The 14381-nt window shown below is 65.0% G+C and carries 15 protein-coding genes; 5 read left to right on the forward strand and 10 right to left on the reverse strand.

The window, feature by feature from the left end:
• The first annotated feature begins 252 nt into the window (after nucleotides 1-252).
• On the forward strand, nucleotides 253-1281 hold the full coding sequence (locus tag EI171_RS01760; RefSeq protein WP_202633090.1) for an alpha/beta hydrolase: 1029 nt from the start codon (nucleotides 253-255) through the stop codon (nucleotides 1279-1281).
• Nucleotides 1282-1380: 99 nt separating this feature from the next.
• Nucleotides 1381-1509 (forward strand): hypothetical protein, encoded by a 129-nt coding sequence (locus tag EI171_RS46365; protein ID WP_256380410.1) that lies wholly within the window; start codon nucleotides 1381-1383, stop codon nucleotides 1507-1509.
• A gap of 37 nt (nucleotides 1510-1546) precedes the next feature.
• Here EI171_RS46365 and EI171_RS01765 read toward each other — a convergent pair whose 3' ends face one another.
• The 3 genes from EI171_RS01765 to EI171_RS01775 all read right to left on the reverse strand — a co-directional run bounded on the left by EI171_RS01765 (nucleotide 1547) and on the right by EI171_RS01775 (nucleotide 4203).
• Nucleotides 1547-2590: a zinc-binding dehydrogenase gene (locus EI171_RS01765; protein ID WP_161532415.1), complete on the reverse strand. Its 1044-nt coding sequence runs from the start codon at nucleotides 2588-2590 to the stop codon at nucleotides 1547-1549.
• A gap of 13 nt (nucleotides 2591-2603) precedes the next feature.
• Nucleotides 2604-3269, reverse strand: coding sequence for a class I SAM-dependent methyltransferase (locus tag EI171_RS01770; protein WP_028175493.1), 666 nt, complete (start codon nucleotides 3267-3269; stop codon nucleotides 2604-2606).
• Nucleotides 3270-3546: 277 nt separating this feature from the next.
• Nucleotides 3547-4203 carry a glutathione S-transferase gene (locus EI171_RS01775; RefSeq protein WP_038966091.1) on the reverse strand — a complete coding sequence of 219 codons (657 nt, stop codon included), beginning with the start codon at nucleotides 4201-4203 and terminating at the stop codon, nucleotides 3547-3549.
• 116 nt (nucleotides 4204-4319) lie between these two features.
• Here EI171_RS01775 and EI171_RS01780 point away from each other — a divergent pair, with 116 nt between their 5' ends.
• Both EI171_RS01780 and EI171_RS01785 read left to right on the forward strand, forming a co-directional pair.
• Entirely contained in the window at nucleotides 4320-4883 is a 564-nt protein-coding gene (locus tag EI171_RS01780) for a TetR/AcrR family transcriptional regulator (protein ID WP_011090707.1), read from the forward strand.
• A 189-nt stretch (nucleotides 4884-5072) separates the two neighbouring features.
• Nucleotides 5073-7367 carry an MHYT domain-containing protein gene (locus tag EI171_RS01785; protein ID WP_161532416.1) on the forward strand — a complete coding sequence of 765 codons (2295 nt, stop codon included), beginning with the start codon at nucleotides 5073-5075 and terminating at the stop codon, nucleotides 7365-7367.
• A 171-nt stretch (nucleotides 7368-7538) separates the two neighbouring features.
• On the opposite strand, the gene EI171_RS01790 is transcribed toward EI171_RS01785, so the two are convergent.
• From EI171_RS01790 to EI171_RS01820, 7 genes are all read right to left on the reverse strand, one after another.
• Nucleotides 7539-8777: an efflux RND transporter periplasmic adaptor subunit gene (locus EI171_RS01790; RefSeq protein WP_161532417.1), complete on the reverse strand. Its 1239-nt coding sequence runs from the start codon at nucleotides 8775-8777 to the stop codon at nucleotides 7539-7541.
• 2 nt (nucleotides 8778-8779) lie between these two features.
• A complete protein-coding gene (locus EI171_RS01795) occupies nucleotides 8780-11143 on the reverse strand; it encodes an ABC transporter permease (RefSeq protein WP_161532418.1) in 2364 nt (787 codons plus the stop codon).
• Between the two features lie 4 nt (nucleotides 11144-11147).
• Nucleotides 11148-11855, reverse strand: a complete 708-nt coding sequence (locus EI171_RS01800) for an ABC transporter ATP-binding protein (RefSeq protein ID WP_161532419.1) — start codon at nucleotides 11853-11855, stop codon at nucleotides 11148-11150.
• A 58-nt stretch (nucleotides 11856-11913) separates the two neighbouring features.
• The gene (locus EI171_RS01805) at nucleotides 11914-12156 is read right to left on the reverse strand and encodes a hypothetical protein (RefSeq protein ID WP_202633091.1); all 243 of its coding nucleotides are present in this window, start codon (nucleotides 12154-12156) and stop codon (nucleotides 11914-11916) included.
• A gap of 51 nt (nucleotides 12157-12207) precedes the next feature.
• Nucleotides 12208-12885 (reverse strand): isoprenylcysteine carboxylmethyltransferase family protein, encoded by a 678-nt coding sequence (locus EI171_RS01810; RefSeq protein ID WP_161532420.1) that lies wholly within the window; start codon nucleotides 12883-12885, stop codon nucleotides 12208-12210.
• A complete protein-coding gene (locus EI171_RS01815) occupies nucleotides 12885-13139 on the reverse strand; it encodes a DUF2933 domain-containing protein (RefSeq protein ID WP_039187214.1) in 255 nt (84 codons plus the stop codon). The genes EI171_RS01810 and EI171_RS01815 overlap by 1 nt, the downstream gene beginning before the upstream one ends.
• A gap of 86 nt (nucleotides 13140-13225) precedes the next feature.
• Complete coding sequence (locus EI171_RS01820; RefSeq protein ID WP_202633092.1) at nucleotides 13226-13891, reverse strand: Spy/CpxP family protein refolding chaperone; 666 nt, start codon at nucleotides 13889-13891, stop codon at nucleotides 13226-13228.
• Between the two features lie 185 nt (nucleotides 13892-14076).
• On the opposite strand from EI171_RS01820, the gene EI171_RS01825 reads away from it, so the two are divergent.
• A complete protein-coding gene (locus EI171_RS01825; RefSeq protein WP_028175482.1) occupies nucleotides 14077-14319 on the forward strand; it encodes a hypothetical protein in 243 nt (80 codons plus the stop codon).
• Nucleotides 14320-14381 lie beyond the last annotated feature (62 nt).

Genomic DNA, 14381 nt, shown 5'->3' on the forward strand with positions numbered 1-14381 from the left:
CCGTGCATCGCATGTCGGCCAATTCGCCACCGTTGATCTGTTGACCCAATGCGTCAGGGGCGTGTCGGCTCATCATTGATGGGCAACCGCCACCCAGGCGTTGGAACTTCGTCGCATCGCTCGCAGACCGGCGAACGGACGCCATGACACGCGACCTGCCAGGACGCTGCTCCGCCGTCTTCTCGCCCCCATTGTCGTTCAGGGAGCTAGGCGGGGCGGCGCTATGGTGGGCATAGTTCCCAAAGGTTCCGCGTGATCGTCCGACATCTTCTACAACGCGACTCTCATCATTCCCTTTCGCGCCGCGCGCTCCTGCGCGGGCTTGTCTCGGCAGGCAGCACTCTCGCGCTGGGCGGATGCGCAGGCTTGGGCGCGACCGGCGCGCGCTACGACGCGTCGTCCCTTTCCGTTGATCCCACACTGCTCGTCGCCACCACACGAAAGCCCGTGAAGGGCGGCCGCACGAAACCCTGGTTCGGGCCGGAGCGGGCGACCGCAATGACGGTCGCGCGGGCAAGGCTGGTGGCGCCGGACGAGAGCCGACTTTCCCTCGCCTCGGTCGGACTGGGCGATTGGCGCCTAGATCAGGTCGAACCGGTGCAAGCCGAAATTGGCGATCTCCTTGCGCAGGCCGGCGCGGGAGGAGACGTGCTGATCTATGTGCACGGCTTCAAGCAGACATTCGAGACGGCCGCGCTCGACGCCGCCCATCTCTCCGATGGGATCAAATTCCGCGGCCGGACTATGGTGTTCTCCTGGCCCTCCAAGGCAGGATTGTTCGACTATGCCTATGACCGGGACAGTGCGATGTGGTCCCGCGACGATTTCGAACGCGTGCTCTCTTCCCTCGTGTCGACGTCAGGCGGCGGCCGCGTGCACATCGTTGCGCACAGCATGGGGACCATGCTGACGCTCGAGAGCCTGCGTCAGCTCTATGCGCGATACGGCGACACCGTCACGAGCAGGATCGGGACGGTCGTGTTTGCCGCACCCGATATCGACATGGACGTGTTCACGTCGGCGATCCACCGCATCGGTCCGCTTGCCGGCAAGATCACCGTGATCGCCGCGACGAACGATCGCGCTCTGGCTCTGTCGGGACAAATCGCGGGTGGAATGACCAGGGTCGGCGCCGCCGAGAAGGCTGTCATCCAGCGACTCGGCGTGCGCGTGGTCGATGCTTCCCAGGAAGGCTGGAGCATCATCAATCACGATCTGTTTCTATCGAGCGCGGAAGTGCAGCGGGAGATCCGCCGTTCGATCGACAGTACGGCCGCGTAAGAGCGTGCACTTGCGGCGCATCGTGGACTTCCCGATGGACGCGCCGACTTCTTCGCCGGCTTCACGCGCTCGGCGCAGGGAGACTATCTGCAGGCCTTCATGATCGCGGGCGCAACGGGGATCGTCGCGGCCGTGCTGTCGCTGATGATCGGCCGGCGGCCGGTGCAACCCGCGCTCGCCACGACCTTGTCAACGCCATCCGCGCCTCGCCACCAGATGACCGGGTAGGACCAGTCGTTGGTGTGATCGACATCGGCCGCGGCGTTCAGCTGATGTTTAGCAAGATCCGCCCTGACGTGCCGCTGCGCATCAAATCCAGCGCATCGTTGATGTCATCGAGCGCGAACTCGTGGGTCACGATCCCGCGGTAACTGACCTTGCCGGCTTCGTCGAGCCGGACGAGACGCGGGATGTCGCGCGCCGGCTGGCACTGCCCGCCTTCCGAACCCTTCAGCACCTTCTCGAAGTGTAGCGGCAGCGTGTAGATCTCGACCTTGTCGCGGGGAACACCGACAAGGATACAGCGGCCCTTCTTCGCGGTGACCTCGTAGGCGAGCTCGATCAAACGGCTGACGCCGGTGGTCTCGACGACCTTGTCGGGGCCGTCAGCCCCCGTGATGGACCGAACCTCGGCGGCGACATCCTTCACCGTCTCGGAGTTGATGGTGTGGGTGGCGCCGAACTGCCTCGCCATCTCCAGCTTGTTGTCGAGGCGGTCGATCGCAACGACCGGATGGGCGCCGACCATCGCGGCGAATTGCACGATGTTCAGCCCGACGCCGCCGACGCCGAACACGACGACGGCTTCGCCGATCGCGACCTGCGCGTCGTTGTTGACGACGCCGAGCGCGGTCGTCACCGCGCAGCCGAGCAGCGGCGCGCTCGTGCGATCGATCGAGGAGGGAACAGGCGTGACGCGATTTTCCGACACCACGGCATATTCGTTGAAGGTGGTGACCCAGCCCGCGTTGAGGCGCTTGCCGTGCCAGGAATAGACCGGCGTATTGGACTGGATGCCCTTGCCCGGCCGCCAATGCATGACGACGGTGTCGCCCTGCTTGCACGAGACGACGCCGGGTCCGGTTTCGATGATGGTCGCCAGCGCTTCGTGCCCCAAAAGGTGCGGCAGGAACTTGTCGACGCCCTTGACGGCGTCGATCTCGTTGATCTGTGCGCCGCAGATGCTCGAGGTGTGCACGTGCGCGAGCACCTGGCCGTGTTCGAGCGTATCGGGCAAGGTGAACTCGTCGACGATCAGCGGCTTGCCGGACTCGACGAGAATCGCTGCCTTGGCAGTCTTGATGTCCATGAGCTGAGCCCGGTCACTCGAAATAGATGAATTCGTAATCGCCGGTGTAACCGAGCTTCCCGTAGAGCCAGATCCATTCGGAGGTGTGCAGGATGGACTCCGCCGTCAGCGCCCAGCATTCGAGGTTGTGCAACTCGGCAACGGTCCGGTAGCCCTCGACCATGACGTATTTGTTCTTGCCGACCCGCTCGATCTCCTTGAGCGCCGCATCGAGCTCGTAGAGCCTGAGATTGTGCAGAGTGCCGAGCGAGATGACGAGGTCGAAACTGTCGTCGCCATAGGGATAGACGTCCTGGGCGCGATAGTTGAACAAATACGGCCTCACCTGCTCATGCGAATTTGCAAGACCATGCTTGGAGATATCGAAGCCGACGACCTTCAAGCCCGGCAGGATCTTTTGCATCTCGTACAGCAGGAAGCCCTTGCCGCAGCCGACGTCGAGCACGCTGGACCCATCCTTCAGGCCATAGGTCTCGATCAGCGCCTTGGCGACCGGAGCCCAGCGCCCGTCGATGAAGCGGTAGCCGCCATAGCCGAAACGGCGGTCGCCATCCCAATAATCGGCCTCGTATTCCCGCGCCTTCAGCGAGCAGCCGATCTTGTCGTCGTTCATGCGCCCCATGTAGTCGCGCTTGGTCGCAGTATGCAGTGGCGTCACGATATTCAGTAGTCGTCCCATCAAGTCCTCGGATTCCATCACGCGCTGAGATTGTCTTGACCGGCCTGGGGAGCCTTGCGACGTGACCTGCGAATCACCCTAGCATCTGTGCTGCAGGTGATCGTTGTTTCAGATCAATGATGGTGCGGCAGCCCCATCCACAACGTGCAGATGCGCACGGCCGGCGTCAGCCGGTCAAGGATCGAGGGATTCCTCCGCTTCACTGAGAGCTTCATCGATGGGACAAGTTCGGACCCGCCTGCTTCTGCAGGCATTCGCGGGTAGCGCGGACCCGATGTCAGGCGGACGCTTCGGCCGGCTCCGACATCGTCACCCGGTTCTTGACGCTGGGGCGCTCCTGCATCCGGGCGTACCAGGCGCGAAGTGCCTCGCACTCCGCAGGCACCGGCAGCTTCAGGAGCTCCGCAAAGATCAAGCCGCCGATGACCGTGATGTCGGCCATCGAGAAGGCCTCGCCGGCGACGAATGGCTGCTGCTTCAGAATGCCGTTGAAGTAATGCATGCCTCTGACGGCCTTGTCGCGCTGACGCAGGCCCCACTCGGCGTTCTGATAGATCTCGACCTCGGGCCCAAGCCCCGGCGTTGCGTGATGAAAGTACACGCTGATCGCGTCGAGCAGCTCCAGCTCGCCGCGCTTGCTCATCATGTGGATCACGCCCTTTTCGCGCGGCGTCCTGCCGGTGAGCACGGGAGCGCCGTCGAGCGCGTCGAGATATTCGGTGATGGCGGTGCATTCGCCGATGAAGGTGCCGTCGTCGAGCTCGAGCACCGGCAGCGTGCCCGAGTAGTTCTTGGCGAGGAACTCGGGTTTCTTGTGCTCGCCCTTCCACAGGTTGACCGACACGAACGTGACGCGCGGCCGCAGATTCTTCTCGGCGATGGCGATGCGGACGCGGGCCGGGTAAGGGCCGGTGGCCCAATCATGAATCTTCATCGATAAACCTCTTTGCTTCTCTCTACCTGCCACTTGGTAGACATTTATAGCCTTCAAAACCCGGCGGTCAAAGCCTATCTGTCACTTGGTAGATAGCGAAGCGGTGAGGCGGCGACATGAGTACCAGCGCACGGGAAGCCATCCTGGCGGCCGCCAGACGCACCGCACAGGCGCACGGCTATGGCGGCCTGAACTTCCGCGATCTCGCCGCTGAGGTCGGCATCAAGGCCGCGAGCATCCACTATCATTTCCCGAGCAAGGCCGATCTCGGCGCAGCGGTCGCCAGGCGCTACTGGGAGGACACCGCGGCGGCGCTCGAAGCCATGCTGGCCGAGACCCCGGATCCCCTGCGCTGCCTGCACCGCTATCCCGACGTCTTTCGCAAGGCACTCGAGAACGGCAACCGCATGTGCCTGTGCAGCTTCATGGCTGCCGAGCATGACGACCTGCCGGACGCGGTGAAGCGGGAGGTGCAGGCCTTTGCCGATGTGAATGTCGCCTGGCTGAGCAAGGTCCTGGCCGCTGCGGCTCCGAGCAGTTCCGGGGAGAGCGAACGGCGCGCCCGGGCGATCTTCGCCGCGATCGGCGGCGCCCAGCTCCTGGCGCGGAGCCGCTCGGATCTGTCGCTCTACGACACCTTGATCGACAGCTACCGCGCGGCCGGTCTGCTGCCGGCCTGACGGATGGTTCCCGCGAGCCGGGGCGATGACACCATGAGAGTGGCGGCACCGCAGGATTGCGTGCACCATGGCGGCCGATTCGAACGTCGTGGACGCCTGCGGCGCCCGTCTTGGTGCCGCTGACGATTTCGGTGTCGGGGAGGACCTCATGCGTAAGCCCGAACGCAACTTCGGCTAGCGTTGGCCGAAATGCATCATCATGCGGCTTCTCACGATCCCGTTCTGGTCGCGCTATCGATTCTGATCGCGGCCCTCGCCTCCTATACGGCGCTGGACCTGGCGACCCGAATGCGAGCTGCTTCGGGAAGGGCCCGCCGATCCTGGCTGGTCGCCGCGGCGATCGCTATGGGCGGCGGCATCTGGTCGATGCATTTCGTCGGCATGCTGGCCTTCAGCCTGCCTGGAATCGAAATCTCCTACGATCCATTCCTGACTCTGCTCTCGCTCGTCATTCCGATCGTCGTCGCCGCTGCCGCCTTTGCCGTTGTCGGACGACGCCCGCAGGCGCTGCTCGCATCCGGCTTCGCGATGGGACTTGGCATCTCCGGCATGCACTATACCGGCATGGCCGCGATGCGGATGGCGGCCCTCATCCAATACGATCCCCGATGGGTCGTGCTCTCGATCCTGATCGCGATCAGCGCCTCGATCGTGGCGCTCTGGCTCGCCTTTCGCAACACCAACGCGGTGCAGCGGCTGTTCGCGGGCCTGGTGATGGGCCTTGCGATCTCCGGCATGCACTATGCCGCGATGGAAGGCGCCATGTTCCTGCCGACCAGCGCCATGGCCCGGCCGGCAGGCCATCTCGGCGTCGGTCAGGCGCCGCTCGCGTTCCTGCTCGCCGGCATCACCATCATGATCCTGAGCATCGGCATCGCGGCGGCGGTCTATGACAGGGCATCGGCGGAGCGCGCCCAACGCGAGGCCGCCGCACTGAGGCGCAGCGAAGAACGCTTTCGGCTGCTCGTCGAAGGCATCGCGGACCACGCGATCTTCATGCTCGATCCGGACGGGCGCGTGGGCAACTGGAATCTCGGCGCGCGCCGGCTGATGGGCTATGGCGACGACATCGTCGGGACGAGCTACACCATTTTTCACACCGAGGAAGATTGCGCGGCCGGGGCGCCCGCGCGCGCGCTCGTTGAAGCCGAGCGGGAGGGGAAGTCCGCCATAGAAGGCTGGCGGGTGCGCAAGGACCGCAGCCGCTTCTGGGCGGAGGCAACGATCGTCGCGGTCCGGAACGACAGCGGCGCAATCGCCGGCTTTGCGAAGATCGTGCGCGACGTCAGCGAACGGAGACGGGCGCAGGAAGCGCTGGATCGCGCGCGCGAAGCACTGATGATGTCGCAGAAGATGGAGACCATCGGCCAGCTCACCGGCGGCGTGGCCCACGACTTCAACAACCTGCTCGCGGCCGTTCTCGGCAGCCTCGAACTGCTGAAGAAGCGCCTGCCGACGGACGATCCGAAGATCCTGCGCCTGGTGGAGAACGCGATGCAGGGCGCGGTGCGCGGCGCCTCCCTGACCCAGCGCATGCTCGCTTTCGCGCGCAAGCAGGATCTCAGGCCGGCGGTCGTCGACGTCCGCGAGTTGGTGCGCGGCATGGCGTCATTGCTGAAATTCGAGGCCGGGATTGGTGTCGAGACGCGGTTCCCGATGCATCTGCCGAAGGTGAAGGTCGACGCGAACCAGCTCGAACTGGCGATCCTCAACCTGGCGGTCAACGCGCGCGATGCGATGCCGGACGGCGGCCAGATCACCATCGCCGCACGCGAGGAGCAGGGCGAAGGCGGCCTTTCGAGCAGCGGCTATGTCGCGCTCTCGGTGAGCGACACGGGCTGCGGCATGAGCGACGAGATCCTCAAGCACGCCCAGGAGCCGTTCTTCACGACCAAGGGCGTCGGCAAGGGCACCGGGCTCGGCCTGTCGATGGTCCACGGACTTGCCGAGCAGTCCGGCGGCAAGCTCGTCTTGAAGAGCCGTCCCGGAGAGGGCACGACGGCCGACATCTGGCTGCCGATCGCCGAGGAGACCGCGGTGCCGGACCTGCGCATAGCGGCTCCGGCAGCCGTAGCCCGGCCCAGCCGGCAGCTTTCCGTGCTCGTCGTCGACGACGACCTCCTGGTGCTCGAGAACACGGCAGCGATGCTAGAGGATCTCGGGCACGTCGTGGTCGAGGCGCGCTCGGGCGATGAGGCGCTGGCCTTGCTCCGCCGCACCCGCACCGTCGACCTGGTCGTGACCGACTATGCCATGCCCGGCATGACCGGCCTGCAGCTTGCCAAGGCCATCGCAGCGGAGCGCCCGGAGACGGTCATCCTCCTCAGCACGGGATACGCGGACCTCCCCAGCGACACGCGATCCAGCCTGCCGCGCCTGGCAAAGCCGTTCGACCAGGCCGCACTTGCGAAGGCGATCGAGGCGGCGATGGGCGAGGAAGAGCCGGCCGGATCCGTCGTCGCGTTTCGACCGAAGAGCGCATGATTGCCTGATGATGAACGGCGCGCCATCCAGAATAAGACTGCGAACTCGTATGTTATTGAAGTGACCATACAACTTATGGCGCACCCAAACACGACCCACTGCAGATGGCGCCAGCCTTCTGGAGCACGGAGACCGCTCGGCTGCGGCCACACGAGGTATCAAGGCACGAGCTCAGGGCACCTCCCGCCGTCCGATTCTCCCGCCACTCACAATCCGATCGCTCGGATGCACTACGACCCGATCGCCGACAGCCAGTCCAGAGATCACCTCAGCCACGTGTTTATTGCGGTGACCGATCTGGATCGGCTCGAGCCGGGCATGTCCATTCTCGTCGGCAAAAACGGCCCACTGGTCACCTTTTCGGAACAAGGCGCTCACCGGGATGGTCAATGCATCGGTGGCGCTCCAGGTGGTCACATGGACGACCACCCGGTAGTCGTGGCCAAGCTGGGACCACACTTCGGGCGGATCCACGAAATCGATCGTCACCCGTACCCGCTGCTCCTCAATGCCTAGCGCCGACACCTTCAGGAAGCCTGCGGGGTCCACGCGCACGACCTTGCCCTTGATCGAGGGCCCGCCCCAGCCGTCGATCCGGACGGGCGCGCCAACCTTGATCTGCACGGCGTCGGTCGAGAGCAGGTCGGCCACGACCTCCAGATCGAGCGGGTTGCCGATATCGACCAGCGGCGTCCCTGGCAGGACCGTCGCCTCGCTGTCCTGGACGATCTTCAGCACCCGTCCGCTCGCCGGCGCGAGTACCCGGACGCAACAGGTCGGCTCCGCCGACGGGGCAGCGTTGGCTGGATCCATCAACCGGGCAGCCAGGCTGGTGCGTACCGCACGCCGCATGTCGACCTGAGCCTTGGCGCTCGCCAAGGCGGCCTCGTTCGTGGCCACGTCGAACTTCGCCTTATCGAAAGCCTGGGCCGAGGTGGACTGCGTCCGCAACAGCGTCTGCGCCCGCTGGAACTCGGTCCTGGAAAAGTCCAGCGCCGCTCCGATCCGCTGTACCTCGGCTTCCTGTTGCTGGATGGCTGCGTCCGCGGCCGCAACTTCCGCCTGAAGCTGGTCGCGGGAGCGCACGTCGATGAAGCCCGGCAGTGTCGGCTGCATCAAGGCGATGACGGTCTGGTTGGCGACGACCTCGTCGCCGACGTGAAGCGACGGCCCCTGCTCGCCGAACGGATGCGAAATCCTCAGGACCTTGCCTGCGATGGGCGCCGAGACGGTGTAGACGTGGCGGACGCGCGTCTTGCCGTCGTCGTCCGCCGTGACTTCGATCGGGCCCTTCGCGACGGTCGAGAGATCGACCAGAACCGGCCGGGGCCATGCGAACCACGCCAGTCCGCCCGCGATCCCGGCCAGGGCCGCAGCACCGATGATACGTTTGGTCCAGTTTGCCGACATGGCTAGTCTCGCGTCTTGAGGACCGCCACGAGGTCCAGTTTATCGATGCGTTCGCGGATGACCACCGCGGAGGCGACAGCGGCCAGCACCACCACGGACGTGGCGAAGACGTAGGTCGAATGCTCGACGACAAGGCGGACGCGCATCAGTTCTCCGGCCAGGTTCGTCTTCATGACCCACGCGAGCCCGTAGCCCATCACCCACCCGGGCGGCTGGGCGACCAGCGTCAGGATGGCGAGCTCAAGCAGGAGGATGCGCAGAACCTCGCCGCGCGTGAAGCCGAGGACGCGCAGGCTCGCCAATTCCCGCGCCCGCTCCGACAGCGAGATCCGTGCGTTGTTGTAGACGACGCCGAACGCGATCACGGCGGCGAGCCCGGTGTAGATGCTCGCCATCGTGGTGATGAGCAGCGCGACCGTCTTGCGGAAGTTGGCCAGCGAGACGCGCTGCAGCGCCACACCGGCGACCGTCGGCATGGACTTCACGGCCGCGTAGAAGTCCTCCTTCCGGTTCTCGTCGAGGCTGAGGTTGACGCTGGTGACGACGGGGGCCTCGCGCATGACCTGCCGGAGTGCGTCGATATCCATCATGCCCCTGATGCCGAAATAGTCCTCGACGGTGGCCACGACCGGCATCGTGACGGTACGTCGGGCGCCCTCGAGCAGATCGAGCTCGACGGTATCGCCGGCCGCGACCCCAAGGATGTGGCCGAGCATGCCGGAGATCGCGAGGCCGGTCTCCGGAAGCGCGACTGGCCGGAGGTCGACGTCGATGATGCGCCTCAGGTCGGCACCGGCGGGCCGGCCGCTGATCGTGATCCGGCGCTCGACGTTGCCATGGCGGATCCGGACGGGCACCTCGCGGAACGGCTCGGCGGCGAGAACGCCGGGCAGCCGGTTCACCTGCTCCACGACATTCTCGACCCGCTTCTCGACGAAGCCGATGGTCGCGTCCTGCCGGTCGGCGAGGAAGTAGGTCACGTCGATCAGTTGCTCCATCGTGTCCCGGGTAAACAGCGAGACGACCAGGATCGCGGTGGCCAGCGCCATCCCAAGCGCCGTGAACGCGGCCCGGACCGGGTGTCGCGCGATGTTGCGGATCATCATCAGCGTCGGCTGCGACACGACTTCGTCGAGCTGAATGCTCGCCGGGAGCAGCCGCCGGTACACCGGAGGGGCCGGCGGTTGCATGGCGACTGCGGGCGCCAGCCTCACGACTTCGCGCAGCGCCCGCAACGCGCCGATTGCCGCGGCGGCCGCGCTGAGCGCGCCGGCGATCACATACAGATCCGGCGCCTTCGCGAACACCAGGAACGGGAAGTGGAAGAAGTCGCCGAACAGCCCCGTGACGCGCAGTCCCAGTAAGGTCCCGACGATGCTGCCCAGGACGATTCCCGCCGCCACGATCATGGCGACGAACTTGAAATAGTGCAGAACGATGCTGCCGTCCGTGTAGCCCAATGCCTTCAGGAGGCCGATCTGCTCGCGCTCCAGAGCGACCAGCCGGCTGAGGGTGAGATTGACCAGGAACGCGGAGACCAGAAGGAAGATCGGCGGCAGCGTGCGGCTCATGTTGTTGAGCATGTCGAGTTCATGATCGAGCCAGGCGTGCGAGGTCTGGTCCTTCCGCCCGTGGGCCGCCTGGCCGCCGTAGGGATCGAGCAAGGCATCCAGCCGCAAGATGACCTCGCGCTCGGCGGCGCCGGGCTGCAGCTTGACCGAAACTGCCGAAAAGGCGCCGTCGAGATCGTAGACGCCTGCGAGCGCCTTCTCCGACATCCAGACGATGGCGAAGCGGCGGTCGTCCGGCATCAGGTCGCCCGGGCCGACGGTGTAGACGAACTCGGGGGACAAGGCCGTGCCGACGATGACGAGCTCACGCTTCTTGCCGTTCAGAATGGCCGAGAACCGCGCCCCTTCGGAGAACCCATGCGCCCGCGCGAACGGCTCGTTGACGACGACCTCCTCTGTCCGTCCCGGCTCCGGAAGCCGTCCGGAACGGATGTACAGCCGATTGAGGTGCGGCTCGGCGTTGTCGGGTAGGGATACGAACTGCCCGCTGGCCGGTTCGGAAAAGCCGGGGATGTCGAGCAGCGCGAGCTTCGCGATGCGCGCGTCGACGGCGGCGACACCGGGAATGTCCGCGATTGTGTCGGCGAGCGCCCTGGGTGCGCGCTTCGCCTGGGCGAACACGTCGCCGAAGCCGTAGCGTTCGTAGTACGCGATCCGCGTCTCTTCCAGAGAACGATGCGAGCCGACGGCGAGCACCAGTGTGGCGACGCCGCCTCCGACGACCAGCGCGATGGCGAGGACCTGCGCCCACATCCGCCTGACGTCCCGGAACAGCTTGATGTCGAGTGCCTTCATGCGGTCACCAGATGAGTTCGGCCGCTTCGCGACGGGTCTCGTTCCTCTGGATCCTGGAGATGCGGCCGTCGGCGAAGAACAGCACCCTGTCGGCGACTTGCTGGATGCTGGCGTTGTGCGTGATGATAATTGTCGTGGTGCCGAGCTGTCGGTTGACGCCGAGCAGCGCTTCGATCACGCGAATGCCGGTCTTCGAATCCAGCGCCCCGGTCGGCTCGTCGCAGAGCAGCACCGCCGGGCGTTTGGCGATCGCACGGGCGATAGCCACGCGCTGCTGCTCGCCGCCGGATAGCTGCGCCGGAAAGTGATGCATCCGCTCCTCGAGCCCGACCAGAGCGAGGGCGTCGGCCGGCCGCATCGGATTCTTGGCCACCTCGGTGACCAACGCCACGTTTTCGTAGGCGGTGAGGCTCGGCACCAGATTGTAGAACTGGAAGACGAAACCGACGTGGTCGCGGCGATACTTTGTGAGCTCGCGGTCTTCGAGATCGGTCAGGTCGAGATCGCGGAAGAACAGCCTGCCGCTGGTCGGCCGGTCGAGACCGCCCATGATGTTAAGCAGCGTGGTCTTGCCGCTGCCGGAGGGGCCGAGCAGCACGACCACCTCCTTTTCGGCGATTTCGAGGTCGACGTCGTTGAGGGCATGCACCATCACCTCGCCCGAGACGTAGGTCTTGGTCAGTCCCTCCGCTGTGAACACGGCTTCACGCATGGCTGCCCTTTCGGGACGTGATTGTCGGCCGGATCCGCCCTTTCGGTATTGACGTAAGTCAGGGTCTCGCGAGTGGCCCGACCACCGCCCTCGGAGAAGCCGCGGATTGACGGACGAACATTGCGATGCTCGCCGCCCAGACGAGCGCCATGCCGAGCAGGACCCACTTGAAATCGGAATGGATCAAGAAGTTGACGACGGCCATTAGCCCGATCGAGAGCGCGCCGGCGACCCCGGCACCGAGCCCAGCCACGGCGTGACGGTCGCGGAAGGACGTTCCGGCCAGGGTGAGCGGCAGCATTGAGGATAGACGCCAGCGATGCCGTGTGTCGCGCATCGTCGGCGCCCCGTATCAACCGTGACGATAGGTGCTGCCGGTCGAGTCCTGCCCGAGGATTCGGCTCAACCGCGGTATGAAGCCCGGGACTTCCGTAGCGTACTTCGCATAAGCCTCCCCGAATTCCGACCTTGCGTCCCGCTCCTCGTCGCGCGCGAGCTTCACGTACATGATCGTCAGCACCGGAAACATCGCCAGCGTGAGGATCGTTGGCCACTGCAGCAGGAAGCCGAACATCACCAGCACGAAACCGACGTACTGCGGGTGCCGGACGTAGCTGTAGGGCCCGGTGGTCGCGAGGCTCCGGGTCTGCTGCGCATCGTACAGCACCCTCCACGCCGCGGAGATCAGGACGAAGCCCGCGCCGATGAAGATGAAGCTCAGGATGTGGAACGGTCCGGCGTGCGGATTGGTCTTCCAGCCGAACATCATCTCGAGCAAGTGCCCGGCGTCATGGGAGAACCAATCGACGTTCGGATAGTGCGACTGTAGCCATCCTGAAAGGAAGTAAATGGTGAGCGGGAAGCCGTACATCTCCACGAACAACGCCACCAGAAATGCGCTGAAGGCGCCGAACGAGCGCCAGTCGCGGGCGGTCTGCGGCTTGAAGAAGCTGTAGGCGAACAGGATGAAGACCGCCGAATTGACGATGACGAGACTCCAGAGACCGTAGGCGGGCGCGGTATCGTGCATCACGCGTTCCTTGGATCGTTGGGGCGGCCGCCGCCATGGTGGTGACCGTGTCCGCCATGCATGAAGAGGTGCATCAGCGGACAGGCGAGAAGCGGAAGCCAGATCAACAATCCGAGCACATGGGCCCTGTGCTCGGTGAACAGGAGCGCGCCCGCGATGACCAGAAATCCCACCAGGACCAGGCCGGCCTTGGCCTTGGCCGACAAGCCCTCTCGAGGGCGCTCGCGATACCCGGAATGATCCTGCACCGACATCTGCACGCTCCTATGGCTCTTAGTAGCCTAGAGGCGCGGCTGCCATCATTGTTGACGCAGATCAACGGCGCCAGTCCCGCAGGGCCTCACTGCATCGGCTTGCCGGGCTGCATTCCCATGCCCATCATGCCTCCGCCCCGCATCGCCGACATCATCGGCATCATGCCCATCTGCGGCGCGAGCAGCTCGTCGGCGGTCTTCTTCTGCTCGTCGGAAAAGCTGCCGACGAGATTGGTCAACGCGGATTTCATCGCGCGGGTAGCTTCGAGCCGCGCGGACAGCCATTTCTCCTGCCAGGTCAGCCGGTCTACCAAAGGCTCGGAGCCGGCCTGTGACATCATCGAGGTTCGCAGCTCGCCGAGGGCCTTGGCATTCGCGCGTAGCGTGTCTGCAAACGCGTTCCAGGCCGGCGCCTGGGCGTCCGTGATCTTGAGCTCGGTCCGGAGGAAAGCGATCCGCCCCTCCACGCGATCGATCGTCTCCATGCCGTCGCCGGACTGTCGCATCATGCCCATCATCCGCATCATGTCCGACATCGGCATGTTGCCGCCCATCATGTTCATCATGCCGCCGCTGGTCATGCCCTGGGACGGTCCGGTGCCGCGCGGCGGCTCCGGAGCCGCGGGCGCCTTGGCTGCCGGCGCCTCCTTCTGGTCAGGATGATGACCCTGGTGCTCGGCAGGCGATTGCGCGAACGAGGGATTGCTGAGGATCGTGAGCAGCAAAGCTGCCGCAAGCGTGGGGCTTCGCATCGTTAATCCTCCTGAGATCTGGCATTTGGATGGATTGTGACGATCGCCGCCTGATGCGAGTTGATTCACGTCAACCAAAGCCGCGGTCGCGACAGGATTACCAAGTGTTCATTGCTTGCAATCCCTCAAAGCGGAAAGCCCGGCTGCGCCTCATGATGGCGGGTCCACAATCCGGGAGAACGGACATGATCACGAAGAAGCTCTTGGCTGCGATCGGCATCGTTTCCCTGTTGGCGGTGCCGGCGATGGCGCAGACCACCGACAAGGAAAAGAACGGCCATCATTACAGCGGTGGTCCGAAGACCGAGGTCCCCCACCACATGGGCAAGAAGGAGACGGTCGGCGTTTCGAAGGACGGCGCGTCCGGTGGCCATCACTACACGGGCGGCCCCGCTTCGTCGCCGCACCACATGGGCGACAAAAAGTAATAAGGATCGCGCCCGTTCTCGCGGCGGCAACACCGCCGCGGCGGGCTTCTCGGTTTCGGCAG

The organism is Bradyrhizobium sp. LCT2 (assembly GCF_009931255.1).
Taxonomy (GTDB): domain Bacteria; phylum Pseudomonadota; class Alphaproteobacteria; order Rhizobiales; family Xanthobacteraceae; genus Bradyrhizobium; species Bradyrhizobium diazoefficiens.

Coding starts and splice junctions, on each gene's coding strand:
- EI171_RS46365 (WP_256380410.1), top strand. CDS start 1,381: ATGATCGCGGGCGCAACGGGGATCGTCGCGGCCGTGCTGTCGCTGATG.
- EI171_RS01765 (WP_161532415.1), bottom strand. CDS start 2,590: ATGGACATCAAGACTGCCAAGGCAGCGATTCTCGTCGAGTCCGGCAAG.
- EI171_RS01770 (WP_028175493.1), bottom strand. CDS start 3,269: ATGGGACGACTACTGAATATCGTGACGCCACTGCATACTGCGACCAAG.
- EI171_RS01775 (WP_038966091.1), bottom strand. CDS start 4,203: ATGAAGATTCATGATTGGGCCACCGGCCCTTACCCGGCCCGCGTCCGC.
- EI171_RS01780 (WP_011090707.1), top strand. CDS start 4,320: ATGAGTACCAGCGCACGGGAAGCCATCCTGGCGGCCGCCAGACGCACC.
- EI171_RS01785 (WP_161532416.1), top strand. CDS start 5,073: ATGCATCATCATGCGGCTTCTCACGATCCCGTTCTGGTCGCGCTATCG.
- EI171_RS01790 (WP_161532417.1), bottom strand. CDS start 8,777: ATGTCGGCAAACTGGACCAAACGTATCATCGGTGCTGCGGCCCTGGCC.
- EI171_RS01795 (WP_161532418.1), bottom strand. CDS start 11,143: ATGAAGGCACTCGACATCAAGCTGTTCCGGGACGTCAGGCGGATGTGG.
- EI171_RS01800 (WP_161532419.1), bottom strand. CDS start 11,855: ATGCGTGAAGCCGTGTTCACAGCGGAGGGACTGACCAAGACCTACGTC.
- EI171_RS01805 (WP_202633091.1), bottom strand. CDS start 12,156: ATGCTGCCGCTCACCCTGGCCGGAACGTCCTTCCGCGACCGTCACGCC.
- EI171_RS01810 (WP_161532420.1), bottom strand. CDS start 12,885: ATGCACGATACCGCGCCCGCCTACGGTCTCTGGAGTCTCGTCATCGTC.
- EI171_RS01815 (WP_039187214.1), bottom strand. CDS start 13,139: ATGTCGGTGCAGGATCATTCCGGGTATCGCGAGCGCCCTCGAGAGGGC.
- EI171_RS01820 (WP_202633092.1), bottom strand. CDS start 13,891: ATGCGAAGCCCCACGCTTGCGGCAGCTTTGCTGCTCACGATCCTCAGC.
- EI171_RS01825 (WP_028175482.1), top strand. CDS start 14,077: ATGATCACGAAGAAGCTCTTGGCTGCGATCGGCATCGTTTCCCTGTTG.